The organism is Synechococcus sp. BDU 130192 (genome assembly GCF_963876085.1).
Lineage (GTDB): Bacteria > Cyanobacteriota > Cyanobacteriia > Cyanobacteriales > MRBY01 > MRBY01.
In genome coordinates this window covers 37811-54924 of the sequence record NZ_CAWNNO010000007.1, presented here as the reverse complement: position 1 = coordinate 54924, position 17114 = coordinate 37811, and the positions used below count along the sequence as shown (strand labels likewise).

General features: G+C 49.5%; 11 protein-coding genes. 10 read left to right on the top strand and 1 reads right to left on the bottom strand.

The window, feature by feature from the left end; translation table 11 throughout:
- Nucleotides 1-7: 7 nt before the first annotated feature.
- Nucleotides 8-919: an RluA family pseudouridine synthase gene (locus tag AACT35_RS03025; RefSeq protein WP_099239136.1), complete on the top strand. Its 912-nt coding sequence runs from the start codon at nt 8-10 to the stop codon at nt 917-919.
- Here AACT35_RS03025 and AACT35_RS03020 read toward each other — a convergent pair.
- Complete coding sequence (locus AACT35_RS03020) at nt 908-1774, bottom strand: mechanosensitive ion channel family protein (protein ID WP_099239134.1); 867 nt, start codon at nt 1772-1774, stop codon at nt 908-910. The genes AACT35_RS03025 and AACT35_RS03020 overlap by 12 nt on opposite strands.
- 200 nt (nt 1775-1974) lie before the next feature.
- Here AACT35_RS03020 and psbA point away from each other — a divergent pair, with 200 nt between their 5' ends.
- From psbA to AACT35_RS02975, 9 genes are all read left to right on the top strand, one after another.
- Entirely contained in the window at nt 1975-3057 is a 1083-nt protein-coding gene (gene psbA, locus AACT35_RS03015; RefSeq protein ID WP_099239132.1) for a photosystem II q(b) protein, read from the top strand.
- A gap of 269 nt (nt 3058-3326) precedes the next feature.
- Entirely contained in the window at nt 3327-3926 is a 600-nt protein-coding gene (locus AACT35_RS03010; RefSeq protein WP_254048002.1) for a Tll0287-like domain-containing protein, read from the top strand.
- Nucleotides 3927-3949: 23 nt separating this feature from the next.
- The gene (locus AACT35_RS03005) at nt 3950-4438 is read left to right on the top strand and encodes a DUF3122 domain-containing protein (protein ID WP_099239128.1); all 489 of its coding nucleotides are present in this window, start codon (nt 3950-3952) and stop codon (nt 4436-4438) included.
- Between the two features lie 289 nt (nt 4439-4727).
- Nucleotides 4728-5555, top strand: a complete 828-nt coding sequence (locus AACT35_RS03000; protein ID WP_099239126.1) for a putative bifunctional diguanylate cyclase/phosphodiesterase — start codon at nt 4728-4730, stop codon at nt 5553-5555.
- 254 nt (nt 5556-5809) lie between these two features.
- On the top strand, nt 5810-6628 hold the full coding sequence (locus AACT35_RS02995) for a hypothetical protein (protein ID WP_099239124.1): 819 nt from the start codon (nt 5810-5812) through the stop codon (nt 6626-6628).
- A gap of 586 nt (nt 6629-7214) precedes the next feature.
- A complete protein-coding gene (locus AACT35_RS02990; RefSeq protein WP_445267897.1) occupies nt 7215-9926 on the top strand; it encodes a beta strand repeat-containing protein in 2712 nt (903 codons plus the stop codon).
- Between the two features lie 138 nt (nt 9927-10064).
- Complete coding sequence (locus AACT35_RS02985; RefSeq protein ID WP_099239118.1) at nt 10065-10622, top strand: DUF11 domain-containing protein; 558 nt, start codon at nt 10065-10067, stop codon at nt 10620-10622.
- A gap of 60 nt (nt 10623-10682) precedes the next feature.
- Entirely contained in the window at nt 10683-12212 is a 1530-nt protein-coding gene (locus tag AACT35_RS02980; RefSeq protein WP_099239116.1) for a DUF11 domain-containing protein, read from the top strand.
- Nucleotides 12209-17077: a hypothetical protein gene (locus AACT35_RS02975; RefSeq protein ID WP_099239114.1), complete on the top strand. Its 4869-nt coding sequence runs from the start codon at nt 12209-12211 to the stop codon at nt 17075-17077. Before AACT35_RS02980 ends, AACT35_RS02975 begins: the two co-directional genes overlap by 4 nt.
- Nucleotides 17078-17114 lie beyond the last annotated feature (37 nt).

The following is a 17114-nucleotide window of genomic DNA, read 5'->3' as shown; positions in this document are numbered from 1 at the left end:
TTGTAAAATGCTCAATCAAGGCTGGGTCTACCGGGATCGCGTGAAGCCCTCCCAAGCGGGCCTAGCGGTCTTGGATTTTTATGCAGAATTTTATCGCCATTCAACGCGACAAGAATGGGCGAAACGAATTGAAAATCAACAAATTTTTGTAGACGGCAAACCGGCCACTGCCACACAACGTTTAGCAAAGAATCAACGGCTAGAGTATCATCGCCCCCCTTGGGAAGAGCCAGATGTGCCGTTAAATTTCCAAATTTTGCACCAAGACCCCCATTTTTGGATCATCGATAAACCAGCGGGTTTACCGGTGCTGCCCGCGGGAAATTTTTTAGAAAATACGTTGTTAGCGCAACTCAAAAGGCAATTTCCTGACGAAACACCAGTGCCGATTCATCGCTTGGGACGGGGGACTTCTGGGTTGATGATCCTGGGGCGATCGCCTTTGGGGCGACAATCCCTAACACGCCAATTGAGAGAACATCAAATCACAAAAATTTATCGGGCCGTCATTCCAGCAGGCGATTATCCTGATCAAATCACCATCACCACGCCCATCGGCAAAATCTGTCATCCTAGTCTGGGGAAAATCTTTGCCGCCACAGCAGATGGTTTATCCGCCCATAGTGAAATGCGAGTTCTAGAACGTCTAGCAAAAGTTTCACGGGTTGAGGTGCAAATTTTCACTGGACGTCCCCATCAAATTCGGATTCACATGGCAGCGATGGGCTTTCCCCTGGTCGGCGATCGCCTTTATCTTCCAGGGGGCTTACCGGCTATTTACGAAGATGCCAATCACAGTCCTTTGCCAGGGGATTGTGGTTATTCTCTTAATGCTTATTACCTAAAGTTTCAACATCCCCACCAGGACAAACCAATCGATTTTTTCTCGCAGCTTCAGGCGTCTTGTCTAGATTTCTGATTGCAATTGCACGGCCAGGGGAGTGAGCTGAATTGTTTCAAAGGGCATATCAATCCCTGCTGCGGTTAAAGCGGTAAAAACTTTTTCTCGGAGGGCAAAGCGTTCGGGAATATGGGTGCGCTCATTGCGTAACCAAACCTGAAGCTGGAGTACCACATTATAGTCATTGAGAGCCGTCACCACCACTTTAGCGGGTGGTGTGTCGGTAAAGATGCTGCGATCATCGACCAAAGACAAGAGGATCTGTCGTACCCGCTCTAGATTTTCATGGACGGCGACGGTGACATCAATATCGAGGCGTAACTGCGGAAAATTGGTGTAGGAGATCACCGTTGAATTGATCACGACAGAATTAGGCACCGCTAACATCCGGCCATCAACGGTCACAATGCGCGTGCTCCTTAGGGTGATTGTTTCGACGCGACCATAGAGACCATTAATTTCCACGAGGTCATCAATCACAAAGGGCCGATCCCAAAAAATGAGCAGTCCAGAAATCAAGTTAGAAAGGGCATCCCGGGCAGCAAAACCGACCGTTAATCCCACAAGTCCCAAACTGGTGACGATTGCGGCCATGTTAATCCCAACTGCGTTGAGGGCTTGGATCGCGCCAAAGGTCAAAATGGCGTAGCGAACGAGGGTTCTTAAGAAGCTGGCGGAGGTTTTATCGAGTTTTGATTTTTTGAAGGACGCATAGAGGGGCACATCAACAATCTTCCAAAGGCAGTAGAACACCGCGAAGGTAATGAGGGCAACGACGAGGTTGATTAGGCCCTGGGCAATTTGGTCACCGATAACTTCTAGGTTAAAAACGTTTTGGAGGCGATTGGCAATGCTGGTGAACAGGGTTGACATGGTGCTGCGTGGTGGCAATGACTTTAGTGTAATGGGGCGATCGCCTCTCAAAAAACGGACAGAAAAGATTATTTGCAGCTTTAGTTTCCGCAAGCCTTGTCTTTTTTAGGAAAGGTACTATATAATCAAAAAGTGATTAAGCAATAAATCGATTGAGCGATTTGCTTAGTCCCCAGTACTTTAAACTGGTACATGCAATTATGACTACACTTCTACAACAGCAAGGCTCTACCAATCTTTGGGAGCGCTTTTGCCAATGGGTCACCAGCACAGAAAATCGTTTTTATGTGGGCTGGTTTGGGGTTTTAATGATTCCCACGCTGTTGACCGCAACGATTTGTTTTGTCCTGGCATTTGTCGCCGCGCCCCCGGTTGATATTGACGGGATTCGCGAACCGGTTTCTGGCTCTTTGCTGTACGGCAACAATATTATTACCGCTGCCGTTGTGCCGAGTTCTAATGCGATCGGTCTGCACTTTTACCCCATTTGGGATGCGGCGAATCTGGCTGAGTGGCTTTACAACGGTGGCCCCTACCAACTAATTGTGTTCCACTTTCTGCTTGGCATCTTTGCCTATATGGGGCGGGAATGGGAACTCTCCTACCGCTTGGGGATGCGTCCGTGGATTGCAGTTGCCTATTCTGCTCCGGTGGCGGCGGCGACGGCGGTACTCTTGGTTTATTCAATTGGCCAAGGATCTTTTTCGGATGGATTACCGTTGGGCATCTCTGGCACCTTTAACTTTATGTTTGTGTTGCAAGCTGAGCATAATGTGTTGATGCATCCTTTCCATATGCTGGGGGTTGCAGGTGTCTTTGGTGGTGCATTGTTTTCTGCAATGCACGGTTCCCTCGTGACTTCTTCTTTGATTCGGGAGACCACAGAAACGGAGTCCCAGAATAGTGGCTATCGCTTTGGCCAAGAGGAAGAAACTTACAATATTGTGGCGGCCCATGGTTATTTCGGACGTTTGATCTTCCAATATGCTTCTTTTAATAACAGTCGCGCCCTCCACTTTTTCCTTGCTGCTTGGCCAGTGATTGGTATCTGGTTTGCCTCTTTAGCAGTGGCTTGTTTTGCCTTTAACTTGAACGGGTTTAATTTCAACCAATCTCTGTTAGATTCCCAAGGACGGGTGATCAATACTTGGGCGGATATTCTCAATCGAGCAAATCTGGGGATTGAGGCCATGCACGAACGCAATGTTCATAATTTCCCCCTCGATTTAGCAGCCGGAGATCAAGCGCCTGTCGCCCTCCAAGCCCCGGCAATTAATGGCTAACTGGAACTTTGAATTTGGGATTGCAGTGGCATGATGATTGCTTTGAATAATCTTGGTTTGCTCTGAATCCTGAACGAAAAATATACTCTAAATGCTCTTAGCCTCTACCATTTAAGTAGAGGCTTTTCTTGAATTTTAAGAAGATTTAATTATTAATCCTAGAAAGCGAATTTTTCCTGAGAAATTGACTAAACTATTGAATAAAAAATGGGAAAAATACAATGAAAACTTTGCGTTTTATTCTTAAAAACAAACCATTCAATGTGCAAATGAGCAGTGCTCAAAAGTCTTCACATTTTCTGACCGGCATTCTCATTAGTGCCTTGGCGATCGCCACCTTGATTTGGCCCATTGTCCCTGTGCAAGCAGCCCCCAATCCCCCCGATTTGGCCCGTGCGGTGCAAGCCATCGAAGATCTTGACCAAATGCGGTCTGAGTTGGCCAAAACCATTGACCCGACTGCAGACATCACGCCGCAAACCATGCAGGAAGTTTGTAAACCAGTGGGGATGAAAGCGAGGCAACTGAGTCAAGACAATGGTTGGCAAGTTAAGCAGGTGGCTAAAAAATATCGCAATCCAGACCATGCCCCGCAAAATCTCCAGGAAACCATGGCGATCGCCAAATTTACGCAACACCCCGAACTCCTGAGCTATAGCCAAATCCAAGGCGATCGCCTCCACTACTACCGCCGCATTAATGTCGAAAGCAGTTGTCTCGCCTGCCACGGCCCGAAGGACAATCGCCCCAATTTCATCAAAGCTAAATATTTAGATGATCTCGCCTACGACTTCAAAGCTGGCGACCTACGGGGACTGTATTCCGTCATTCTTCCTAGCCTAGAAGCGGCCCAGACTAACCCCGAATAAACCCCTCACCCCAGATTCAGCCAATGTTTTTTCTTAAAAAAGGATTGATTCTTCTCAGCCTAAGTTTGTTTCTCTTGGTGAGTAGCGGCGTTTGGGCAGAACCCAGTCTCGCCAGTATCCGCCAACAGGAAGAAGCCCCTGGACAAATCCTGTATCAGTCTCGCCAATCCATCCAAGACAATCACGGTCAAACTTGGCAGGTGGTGCTGTTTAAACGGGTTAAAGATGGTCGTGTTGATACTGTTGACCTACGCCTTGTGGCTTACCCTGGTCAGGCGACTTTTATCCATCCGGGTTCTTTGAGCTTATCTGCTCCCAATCAAGCGATCCTCACCGCCCCGGATCAATTTGCCCCCGAAGCCCCTGCGCCCAATGTGGGTCAATTTGATTTAAAAGAGATTTTGCCCCAGTTGCCCACCGATCAAAAAGTCCAACTTAGCCTGCCCCTCAAGGAACAGACGACCATCGAGATTCCCCCGGCAGTTCTCTTGGAGTGGCAACTCATGGCCTAGGCTGAAATTTTTGTACAGGTAAACAACTCCGGACAAAGGGGAGGTCTGGGGAGACTTCGTAGCGACGATTACTTTTTTATCTTGGTTTTGCCTTTTATATTGTCTTTATGAACTTTATGAATTCTTAGAATTCACAGCATCTTAAACATTTGATGAAGTTGTCTTGGCTTGATCGTGATAGATTTCAGTTCAGGTGCAAAGCTCAACACCAGCGAACCTCTCCTTGCTGGACGACATATATGGTTGTCCTACGCTTGATTCAAAAAGGTGTGACGGATAAAAACTGACTATGGCAACTGTATTCCCCCAAGAACGACGTTTTTTAGAATTAGCCCTGGCCCAGGCGATCGCCCGCCATCAGTTGACCGTCGTTTACCAGCCCCAAGTCAATCCTCAAACGACGATGGTGACGGGATTTGAAGCTCTACTCCGGTGGGATCACCCCCAGTTCGGTTCGATTTCTCCCACGGTATTTATCCCCATTGCCGAAGAAGCGGGTCTGATCCACGAGCTTGGGGACTGGGTCTTGCAGCGGGCCATAAAACAGTTAAAAAAATGGCATCAACAGTCCCAGCAAACCTTTCGGATGGCCGTTAATATTTCGGTACATCAGGTCACGGCTCCTCACTTCTTTGAGCGGCTCCAGGATCTCCTGGTTTCCCATCAAGTTGCGCCCCAACATCTAGAGCTAGAGATCACGGAGTCAGTTTTGATTGAGGATTTTCAAAATATCTGCGCCGTTTTAGCATCACTGCAAAAATTAGGCGTCAAGATTGCCATTGATGACTTCGGTACAGGCTATGCTTCTTTTAATTACACCAGGTTGTTTGGCTGGGATACCCTGAAGTTAGACCGCTGCTTCATTAAAAATTTACATTGTAATAAAGTGAATTCGGCGATCACCAAAAATCTCATTAATATGTCCCATGATCTGGGGTTCAAGGTGGTTGCTGAGGGCATCGAACATCCAGAAGAATTGGCAATGCTCAGGCAGTTTTGTTGTGATGAGGTTCAGGGATATTATTTTAGTCGCCCCCTCATGCCAGCTCTACTCGAAATTCAGCAGATTACGGGTGGTCATTTGATGCCTGGGGCGATCGCCTATTTAGCTGCCTGAGTTAAACATAGATCCGTTGCTGTAAAGCCTCGTGACAGATCACCTGTTCGATTAAGTGTGACGGTGATTACTCAAAATTGATCAGCAAAATTTTTCAGAGAATATAGATTCAGCGGCAAGATCACGGCAATGTGCATCGGTAAATGGTAACGCCCACTATGATTTGGTTAGGCTGAAATCGTGCTGGGCGATGATTTCATGCTTTTTCCCAGGAAGAGATCTACGTTGATGTCTAGGAGCGTCGGGAATCGGAAATGTTTAAGCTTGGGACAATTAGCCAATTTTTTTCGCTGTTGTATTTGGGATTAATGCCTGGGGCGATCGCCGCGCCGCCGGATGCGAGTCAAATTGTCTCCCTCACGGGCGATCGCCTCATGATGCAGCAGGGTAGTCACCGTCAACAGGCGGCCCAAGTGGGCGATCGCCTCGAAAACCACAGCCAAAGTTTGATCGTGCCGGGCAATAACCACTCCTTTGCGCGTCTTGTCCTGGTGGGCGATCGCCAAACCTATGACGGACTGCTTTTACAAACTGGCCCCGCCCCCCAACAGACCCAATATCGGTTTCCCTGTGTGGTTGAAGGGGGCACCATCACCCTGAGTTGGCAAAAAGGTCAGCAACGGGGCTGTGCTGAAGGTCTCCGCATTCGCCCAAACCCTGAGGGGCGATCGCCGACCCAACGTCTCAAAATCTTTGCCTATCAAATGGTGCTTTCGCCCGCCGCTGCCAGTGCTATCCCCACCGATTCAGAACTCGTCATTCAGCCCAGTGGAGAGACACCGATCTGTGTTCGCGTCACAACCCAAGACAAGCGCCAAATCGTTGAAGTGTTGTGGGGTGAAATTATCCTCAGCAGCGCCAATCACCCCCAGGGTCTAAAAATCCGTAAGGGGACGCAATACGACCAAGGCGAACTTCAGTTTTTTGATCCGGATATTCGTCTCGCAAGCCCCGCAATGCAAGCATTCTTTTCGGCTGCAGCTTGGTCAAATGCAGCAACTTCTACACCTTTGTCCGGCGAGATTCAAAATCACATTGACGTGATCCGCACGGCTTTTGCCACAGCACAGTAAAAGATTGCGATGCTGCCCTAATTGCTTTTTGACACCAAAAAAATACAAGAAATTCATCAAATCTTCTTTTTTTTGCTGAGTATGTTCAATTGACAAAGAAAAATAATTGAATATGCTGAATGTTTCTAAAAAAAACCAATTGTTTAAATTTTTCATAGTAAAAATGTCTGACAAACCTAAAGGAATTTACGCAAAAGAGGTTGGAATTTCATTATTTGACATCTTCAGTCAAGCCCTCGAAAAAAATATTTACACTTTATCTTTTCTGCAAACGGTATTAATATTCCCTTCATAAAGTTGAGAGAAAGCTTGTTTAAATCTTTAAAAAGAGCAGCTGTGCTCGACCTAACTGACGGGTAACCTGAGGAAGCAAGCTGACAGGCAATATGAAATCGTTGCTTATTTACACAAAACCAACAAGTTAATTTTCATCTATGGCGCTCGCAAGAGAGTAGGGCTTCTTGTCTGCTCTTGACTGTTAGCGAATTTTTATTTGAGGAATTTTTAAGTGAACAATCAAGTTTGGCGATCGCCAAAGTGCAAAACCCCTAGAAAAAACACGATCCGTAAGCTCGCTAGCCCCTTGGTGATTGCGGGCCTCATGGCCGCCGGTCAATTCCAGCTCATCCCCCAGGCGATCGCTGCTACCGCCGCAGGAACAACGATTCGCAACACGGCTACAGCCACATATCAGGATCCCAACGATCCTACTAATACTCCTATCAATACCACCTCCAATACTGTAGAGGTGACGGTTGCTGAAATTGCGGGTATTAGCATCTCCGATGGTGGTGTCATTGATGATAACGGTGGGGAGACACTCCCTGGCGACCTTGTTTATTTCGACTTTATCGTCACCAATACTGGTAATGACACCACCACTCTTTTCCTGCCGGGCAGAGATAACATTACCATCACTGGCCCTGGCTCGATTGAGGCAGCTGATGATGTACAGGTCATTGGTACCATCATTGATGGAGTCACTACCACTCTAGGAACACCCGTAACTGTCCCTACTGTGGGTGGATTCACTGGTAGTGAAGGTTTTGGGGAAATTTCTGGACTTGAAGATGGGCTAACTGGTTCTGGAGAATCAGGTACTGGTTCGGCTTTAAAAGCTGGCGATAGCATCATCGTTAGAATTCCTGTCACAGTCAACGATCTAGCCGCATCTGGTGCAGATATTCGTGTGCTATTTGGTAACACTGGACTAAATGACAACACTATTAACACACAAAATCAACCAGACGATGCAGATGGTGCTTCTAATCTTGATGATGTACGCACTAGAGATGATGATAATGTCACTGGGGATGCTGGAGGCGTACCAGTAAATGGTGAGCGAGAGGCTAGTCGCTTCCAGGAAACAACTGTAGGTGCTAAACCCCAGGCTTTTGCGACCCTCGGTAAAACTCACGTAGAGCCCATCAACACTAATTCAACTCCTGAGTTAGATGATGATCTCATTACCTACAATCTAACATTAGATGTAGAAGCGAATCCTCCTGCAGGTGCCACTGGATTTACCGCCGCTGCTCTGGAGCCCACCTCTGGTATCAATATCGATGGAACAGATCGCCAAGTCATTCTTGTTTCTGATGCCATTCCCGCTGGCACAAGCTTAAACGCTGCACCCACTGCACCAGCAGGCTGGATTGTTGTCTATACAGATGATGACCCGGCGACAGTAAATGCGAACGATGCGGAATGGGAAACTGACGTCACCAACTTGGATGGTGGGAATGCAACACTTGATGGCGTTACCCGCGTTGGTTTTGTCTACGATGTAGATGAAAATTTAGATAATGCAGCGACTGTTGCAAACAACGTTTTAGCGACGGGCTCCAATGTCACTGGCTTCTCCTTTACTGTTATTACCGATGGCGTTACTAACGGTGTAGTCACTAATATTGCCAACATTGCTCAGGTCTTCGGTACTACCGCCGATGGAGATGGTAATCCTACCAACAATGCGAACGAAGTTTATGATGAATCCGGTGACCAAGATCCATCGAACTTCAATGCAGATGGCACTCCCAACGCCAACGATGATCCCGACACACCAGAACGTGAAGACATTACCGATGGTGTCGGTGGTGGCAATGGGGTTGACAGTGGCAACGATAATACTGGTGTTGGCCCTGGTGGTGAAGATAACGTTGTTACCCTGGCACCTCCCGGAACGATTCTGAATGGCCCCAACGGTGCTCCGGCAGCAGTGGGTCCGAATGATAACAGCGATGATTTTACAAATAAATCAGTTGTTATTGCTGCGGGTACTGCACCAGGAAGTAATATTAATCCGGCCCCAATCACCTTCACCAATACTATTCGTAATCCAGGGGCATCACCACTGAACAATGTTTTATTAGTCCCTGATACGTTTGAGCCAACCGCTACGGATACAGGTTCAGATAATTTCTTTGATACGATTGCCGCAACTGCCCTTTCCGGCCCAGGCAATCCTGGCAATGGTGGTGGGACGACGATTGTACCTTTTGGGACAACAGTAACGATTTCTTACAACGGAAATACAGCCGTTTACACCTACACTGATTTAGCTGTCGATAACTTTGTCTTTACCTCTGGGACAGCAATTCAAATCCCAACTCTGGCACCTGGGCAAAGTATCAACTACACCGTTACTGTAGATTTGCCTACTGATACTCCTTTGTCGACGGATACAGGGCTTGGATTTGATGTTCCTATCTATGCCTTTGTAGATACTGATAACGACTCCCGTCCTGATCAAAGTGATGTTGACGCTGATACAGCCTTTAACCGCACAATTAACCGTGTTTACACTGGTTATCTGCGTCTCGTGAAAGAACAACGGCTTTTACAGTCAGATGGCACTACTGAAATTGAAGGATTTACCATTAGTAATTTCAGTAGTGCTCCACAGCCAGGAAATATTATTGAATATCGCATCACCTATGCGAATGTTTCTGTGCTCCCGGCAGGTTCTAGCAGCGTTGTCCTCGATGCAGAGCAAGTTGTCATCCTTGAAGATGGTACAACAAACACTGAAAACACAGCAGGAGCATCACCCAATGGCAATAACTGGGCCCAGGGGCCTTCTGCACCGGGTGCACCTGGCAATGCGGCGACTAATCTTTTCACAAGCCACGTCGTCGGCAGTGTAAACAACACCTTTGGGACTGTCACCTATATTCCTGCAGGTGAGCAAACAGGTACTACCCAGGCAAGCGATGTAACGTCTTATACCAATAGTATTGGTGTAAATATCACACCTGGACAATCGGGAATTTTCAGCTTCCAGCGGAAAATCAACTAACTGTCTAATTACTCTCTGTGAAGTCTGCTGGTTAGGCTTCACAGAACTCTTTGTGATGACAAGGTTCGTCGTGACAGTTGCCCAAATTTTGACGGCGAATCCATTCAATCCTTCATTTACAACAAGCTTTCCTGGATCATGAAAAAGTCTCTTTTTACAATCTTGGCTGGTATTTCCTTAGGCATTGGCGTTGTTCCCCAGACGATGCCCCAAATTTCTCCCCAGCCTGTCCTCGCCCAAACCCAGCAGAACCTTGATGTTGAGCTAGCTGGCCATCTGCGGGTAATCGAAAAAAATTGGCGTGGTGAACAAAAAGTTGCCTGGCGTAGCCTAGAGGGTGGTTTTATGCGGCCCGCCCCCAGGGTCAAACCCGGCGACACCATTCGCTACACCGTCAGCGGCAACAATCGCACCGAACAACCCATTTCCGGTCTCGTCCTTACCGATGATCTGCCCGCCAATACTGTCTATGTGATGGGGTCAGCAGCCTCTGTGGGTGGCGCAACAATCACTTACAGCATCGATGGCGGCAAAACCTACAGTGCCAACCCGACGATTCGCGTCACCTTGCCCGATGGTCGTGTGGAAACGCGCCCGGCCCCAGCGGAACGCTATACCCATGTGCGTTGGACCTTCCAAAATGCTGTCCCTGCAAGGGCTAGCGTGAATGGCCAGTACCAAGTCCGCGTTCAATAAACGTCAAACATTCACTGGTCTTTACTTTTTTGGAGGCCTTCGTCGGCCAGAGTTTTTTTAATGCCTAATTTTCTTGACCATTCACGACTAATCCTCAAGCGATCGCCAGCGGCGATCGCCCTAGTTAGCGTTGGCTTGAATTTAGGTATGCCTTTGGTTTTGGCCCAGTCCCCAGAGACGACAGACACCGTTACCCTCTTTAACCGGGCCGGAGCCAGCTATCAGACGGGTGATACGACTTTTAGCGTCAACACCAATCAAATCGTCCTTGATTTTGACAATTCGCGACTGCTTACAGATCCCTTGGGTCGAGTGGTCGGTTGTGCCGGGGAACCCCTCGCCGACTACCGTGGCTTTTTGATCGCGTTATACGAAGCAACTGGCCCTTTACAAACAGAGCTTGGCCCTTTACTCGTCCTTGAGCCTTCCCCTAATGGCATTCCGCCTTTCCCCCCAGGCATCGTGAATGTTAACCCTGAGAATAAAAATCCTTTTGACTTAGGCGAAACCGAGGCTCTAGGAAACCCAGACTTGCGGGGCCAGTTTAATTTCTTACTACGCAATGACCAGATTGCTGTTGATGCTACATATATTTTGCTGATTCGGCCACCGCTTGGCTCGTTCCTGGATGAGCGCCGGATCCAAATTCGGATTACAGCAGTTGCGCCAAATTCTTTTACCTATGTAGCCAACGCCCTCGATGGTCTTCCCCTGAGTCTGGATAATCCTTCGATGATGAATCAGGAGATCACCATTCCCCGTGCCGAAAGAAATGCCCTAGTTGTGTTCACTACATTCTTTGCAACTCTTTGTCAGAACGAAGCGATCGCCATCCAAAAAACCGCCGACCGCGCCACCGTTACACCTGGAGGCATTGCTGTTTATCGCCTGAGTATCAATAATCTCAGCACAAGCAGTTTAGAAAATGTTGAAGTACGCGATCGCCTTCCCCTCGGCTTCCAGTTAATTGAAGATTCCGTGCAAGGGATCATTGGCGAAAATCCGGCGATTCTGGAAACCCAGGTAAATGGTCGAGATATTACCTTTACATTTCAAGAGCCCTTACCCGGTGGAACCCCTCCCGAAAATAACCCCCTGGCCCGCATTGTCTATGCCGTAGAAGTTACCCCCGATGCCCTGCGGGGTGATGGGCGCAATGTGGCCTTTGTCACCGGCGATCGCCAAGACAACAATTTCACCGTCCGGGATGGCCCCGCTGTTTACAACGTGGGGATTCGCAACGGCTTAATTTCCGACCTCGGCACAATCATTGGGCGAGTCTTTGAAGACAAAAATTTCGATGGGGAACAACAGTACGGTGAACCCGGCATCCCCAACGCCGTCGTCTTTATGGAAAATGGCAACCGCATTGTCACCGATGAAAATGGCCTGTTTTCCGTTGCCAATGTTCTCCCCGGTTGGCATGCAGGGGTCTTGGATCTGACCAGTGTCCCCGGTTATGCCCCCGCCCCTAACGAAAAATTCATTGCCGAAGACCGCACCTATAGTCGCACAGTGCGCCTTGAACCCGGTGGCATGGCTCGGATGAACTTTGCCGTAACGCCTTTAATCCCTGGAGAAGACGAATGAAAAAACGCTTCTCCGTTCCCCTAACAACATTAATTTTGGCCCTCAGTGGTTGGTTTACTGAAGTAATGGCCCAAACGCCAACGGTGACAACGGCTGAAATTAACGGTATTGTAACCACCCAGACGCCAACAGGCCCCCAGGAAACTGAGTTTCAAGCGATCCTCAATAAACCGTCTGCAGCAAGTGAGATCCAGGGAGAAATCCTACTGGCCCAATCATCCCCGACTGTACCCATGGCGACTGAATCGCTAGACAGTCGGGAGACCCTGACGCCGGTTATTGAGTCTACTCCAATGCCAACGGCGATCGCCCAACCCACGGTGCAATTTATTAGCCCTGGGTCGGGGACAATTTTAGAGAAAAATGCCAGTGCCGTCGTGATCGAAGTGCCCGCGGGCAGCACTACCACCCTCAGCGTTAATAGTGTCGAAATTGACTCGAATCAAATTGGCCAACTGGAAACCAATGGTAGTACGGGGATGGTGCGTCAAACCTGGTACGGGGTGATTTTTAGCCCTGGGGAGAATACCCTCAAGGCGACGGCGACCCTCAATGGCACCACGGTTAGCAATGAAATCCAAGTCCAAGCGCCGGGGGATGTGGCAAATTTACGGCTCTCGACTGTTGAAACGCGGGTGCCCGCCGATGGGCGATCGCCTGTGACAATCCAAGGGATATTGCTCGATAAAAATGGCAACCGGGCCAGTGGGGGCGGTCGGATTACCCTCGAAGCCACCGCCGGCGAATTTCTTGGAGAAGATGCCGGGCCTGAAGCACCGGGTTTCCAGGTGGATGCCAAGGATGGGGAATTTACTGCCACCCTCCAATCCTCCCTTGACAGTGGCCCCGTCCAAATTCGCGCCCGCCTCTTTGAACTAGAAGCCTATACCCAAGTCCAATTTGAAACCGCCCTCCGTCCTAGCCTGTTGACGGGGGTAATCAACCTCCGGGTCGGGGCAGACAATACGGACTATTTCAGTAGTTATCGCGATTTCCTCAACCCTGATGCTGACGGCGATACCGTCATTGATGTGGATGGCGCGGCCTTTGCCACAGGTACGATTGGGGATTGGCTCTTCACAGCAGCTTTCAATGGCGATCGCCCTTTGAATGAAGCTTGCGAAACCTGTACCAACCGCCTCTTTCGCGCCGACCAAACCATCGAAAAACCTTATCTGACCTATGGCGACAATTCCACCGTCCGCAACCTGACCCCCTCCCAGGACAGTCTCTACCTCCGCCTCGAACGCACTCCGGATATTGAAGGCGTGACTGACCCCGACTACATCATGTGGGGGGACTACGGCACAAGTGCAGAATTTGCCACCGCTTCCCAGGAGTTCACTGCCCTCAGTCGCCAACTCAACGGCGCGAAACTCAACTACAATTTTGGCGATCTGCAAATTTCTGCCCTCTATAGCCAGGGCGGAGAAGCCTTCCAGCGGGATACCCTCCTCCCCGATGGCACGAGCGGTTTTTATTTCCTCACCCAACGCCTCGTAGTCCCCGGCAGTGAAGAAGTTTACTTTGAGCTAGAGGAACTCGAACGACCCGGTACGATTATTTGGCGCGATCGCCTATTCCGGGGCCAAGATTACGAAATTGACTACGACCGGGGCAGCATTGTCTTTAACGATCCTGTACTACGCACAGAAATAGGCGACAACGGCGAAATTCTTGTGCGGCGGATTGTTGTCACCTACCAAAATGAAAGCGGTGAAGACAATAAAGTATATGCCGGACGACTACGCTACCATTTCAACCGCGACCCAGGGCAAGCCAGTTGGATCGGGGCGACCTACTTCCGTGAAGACCAAGGAGAGCGAGATCTCGAAGTTTATGGGGTTGATGCTCAAATTCACCTCGGTGAAAACTACAAATTTATTGGTGAATACGCCCAGAGCCAAAATAGTTCCGCCGAATTAGGGAATGTTTCTGGTTCCGCTTACCGCTTTGAATTGGATGCTAAATTTGCCGATGGTTTTACCGGGCGGGCCTACTATCGCCATGCCGACACCGGTTTTGCCAACCGTTCCACCATTAGTTTTGTCCCCGGCCAGACTCGCTATGGCGTTGACCTAAATGCCCAGCTCTCCCCCAGCACCCAACTGCGTTTTAACTACGACCACGAAAAAAATCAGGGGGTGAATATTCGCCCCATCGTTACCCTCGGCGATCTGATCAACGCCGGCCAAGAGGGGATTCCCACTGGACTGGTGGACAACGAACTCACCACCATCACCGCCGGCCTCGCCCAGCGTTTCGGCAAAGCGAATTTGAATGTGGATTTGTTATTCCGCGATCGCCTTGATTATCTCAACCCTGAAAACGACGGTAGCTCTACCCAACTGCGTACCAATTTCACAACGCCCCTCAGCGATCGCCTTAAACTGCGCCTCCTCAACCAAACCACCCTCTCGGCGGAATCTGATGCCGTATTTAGCGATCGCAGTCAAATTGGCCTGGACTGGAAGATCGCCCAGGGCGTCAACCTAAACCTGAACCAAAACTGGTACCACAGCGGTACCCTCGCTGGCCAAAGCACCACCAGCATTGGCCTTACTGGCGAATACAAACCCTGGCATAACACCATCCTCAGCGCCCGTTATGACATGGAACGCTTTAGTACAGGGATGCAGGATGCAGCGACCTTTGGCATTAAACATAACTGGGCCGTCTTCAAAAATTTTGACCTCGATTTTGCCTACGAGAAAGTTGTGGGTAATCTTTTTGTGGGTAGTGATGGCGCAGTGGGTCAAGGAGCATCCCGTTCGACCGGCCTACGTGGGGGCGATAGTCTGAGTATCCGGGGCCGCTATCGAGGTGGGGGCGATGGTGAAAATTTCCAAGCCGAAGCGGGCTACGAATTCCGCAATACCAACGGCAGCAGCACCAGTAACATCACAGCTTCTGTCCGGGGCAAACTATCGCCGTCTCTGACAGCCCTCGCTAATTTTGACCGACGTTTCGCCGCAGGCCAAGCCACCCGTGGTTTACCTCCCACCACAGAACTGCGTGTTGGTCTCGCCTACCGCAATCCCTACGAGGATAAATTTAACGCCCTCCTCCGCTATGAATATCGCAAAAATCCGAACACTATCCCCGAAACCCTCCTCACGGGCAGGGGGAACGACGTCACGGAACATTTATTTGCCGCCGAGACGATCTATGCGCCTAACTACCGTTGGGAATTTTACGGCAAGCTCGGTTATCGCCATTCCTCCATCAAGCTCGCCGAAGACTTTGAAACAACGACTTCTGCGACCCTCGCCCAACTCCGGGCTACTTATCTCCTCAACCGACAGTTTGATCTGACTGGCGGGATTCGTTGGATTAATCAACATTCAGCAGGCTATAGCGAAATGGGTTGGCTCGCGGAGGTGGGCTACTATGCGACACCAAATCTCCGCTTTGCGGTGGGCTACAGTTCTGGTCGGGTGAACAATGATCGGGATTTCTCTGGCAGTCGCTCGGATGGGGGTTTGTATGCGGGGGTTACTCTCAAGCTGGACAGTTTGTTTGATTTTGGTCGCCAGCAACCCGTTGCTGCTGTGCCAGAAACCCGCAAATTAATGGTCGAAGCCCCCAAGCCTGATGCTAATTTACAAGCGGCTTTAAAAACACCCCTGCGCTTAGATGTGTCCCAGGCCATTGATTTTGAGCGGGGGAAAACCAGTGTTTCCCTGGAAGGACAAATGGTGCTCGATAGTTTGGTCACTGTTTTGGGTCAATATTCAGACCTAAAATTGGATATCCAAGGCATCCTCCCGCCCCTGGCTGAACTGACCCCCGATAATCTCGAAGCCCGTCGTCTGCAAACCGCCCGCCAATATCTCCTCAGTCGGGGGATCAGTGGCGATCGCCTGACGCTCCGATCCCTAGGCAACAGTTCCCCAAACAAAGTTCCAGAACAGCCGATTACCTTTACCCTGAGTGGTACTGCTGCTACCTTCCAGGCCATTTCTACCCAGCTCGGTGGCAATCCCATTGTGGGTAACTTAATCAACACAGAATTACCCCAATTAGCGACTTTACCGCCTGATCTCCCCCAAAACACCACCAGTACAGTGAATCGCAATTCTCGCCAGGAACGGCCCCAAAGTTTTTCATTGAACTTATCCCAGGCCACCTTTACCCCCGATGATACAAATCTCCAAGTCCAAACCTATAACCGCACCGATGCTGACCTCAACCCCAACTTTACCTATCTGCCCTACTGGATCCTCGGTTTTGTGCCACTTGCTGATCCCGATACCCTCCTCCTTGCCGACGTTACGCCGATGAATCCGATCACCGAATTTGTCACGAGCTTGATGCCAGAATCTGACCCCATTGCAGAGATCCCGACAGAACGGCTCCTTACCCGCAGCGAACCCCAGCCCAGACCCCAACCAGAGGCGCAAATTCTGGGCGATCGCCGTTTGGATGAATCAGCAGCCAATGAGTTGATCACGAATAGCACCACCGAACCGCTGATCTTAGGCGATCGCCGTTTAGATGAGTTGAGCGAGAGTGAACTCCAGGCCCTCGCCCCCGAAATTTATGATGCGGTCTTTGGGGGTGAGATCCAGGCCCGCCGCCTCGATACTGATGATAGTTTCTTCTTTGGTAATGCCAATACCGAACCGCTGATCCTTGGCGATCGCCGTTTAGATGAAAACACTCCTGAGTTTCCCGCCCTCGAACCCACCTCGAACTTCCTCAGTGCTAGAGAAATTCGCCGTTTAGAATCAGCGCTTTATTTCCTCCTCAGTGAAGATTTGAATCGTCTGGATGATTTGTTCCAAATTAGTGGTCGCCAACGGAGCCGTGATCTAGGACAACGCATTGATCTTGATCGTTTTATAAATCCAAATTCTCAATGAGAAATTAATAATGTCAACTAGACTGTTCAAGACTTTT

Coding starts and splice junctions, on each gene's coding strand:
- AACT35_RS03025 (WP_099239136.1), top strand. CDS start 8: ATGCTCAATCAAGGCTGGGTCTACCGGGATCGCGTGAAGCCCTCCCAA.
- AACT35_RS03020 (WP_099239134.1), bottom strand. CDS start 1,774: ATGTCAACCCTGTTCACCAGCATTGCCAATCGCCTCCAAAACGTTTTT.
- psbA (WP_099239132.1), top strand. CDS start 1,975: ATGACTACACTTCTACAACAGCAAGGCTCTACCAATCTTTGGGAGCGC.
- AACT35_RS03010 (WP_254048002.1), top strand. CDS start 3,327: ATGAGCAGTGCTCAAAAGTCTTCACATTTTCTGACCGGCATTCTCATT.
- AACT35_RS03005 (WP_099239128.1), top strand. CDS start 3,950: ATGTTTTTTCTTAAAAAAGGATTGATTCTTCTCAGCCTAAGTTTGTTT.
- AACT35_RS03000 (WP_099239126.1), top strand. CDS start 4,728: ATGGCAACTGTATTCCCCCAAGAACGACGTTTTTTAGAATTAGCCCTG.
- AACT35_RS02995 (WP_099239124.1), top strand. CDS start 5,810: ATGTTTAAGCTTGGGACAATTAGCCAATTTTTTTCGCTGTTGTATTTG.
- AACT35_RS02985 (WP_099239118.1), top strand. CDS start 10,065: ATGAAAAAGTCTCTTTTTACAATCTTGGCTGGTATTTCCTTAGGCATT.
- AACT35_RS02980 (WP_099239116.1), top strand. CDS start 10,683: ATGCCTAATTTTCTTGACCATTCACGACTAATCCTCAAGCGATCGCCA.
- AACT35_RS02975 (WP_099239114.1), top strand. CDS start 12,209: ATGAAAAAACGCTTCTCCGTTCCCCTAACAACATTAATTTTGGCCCTC.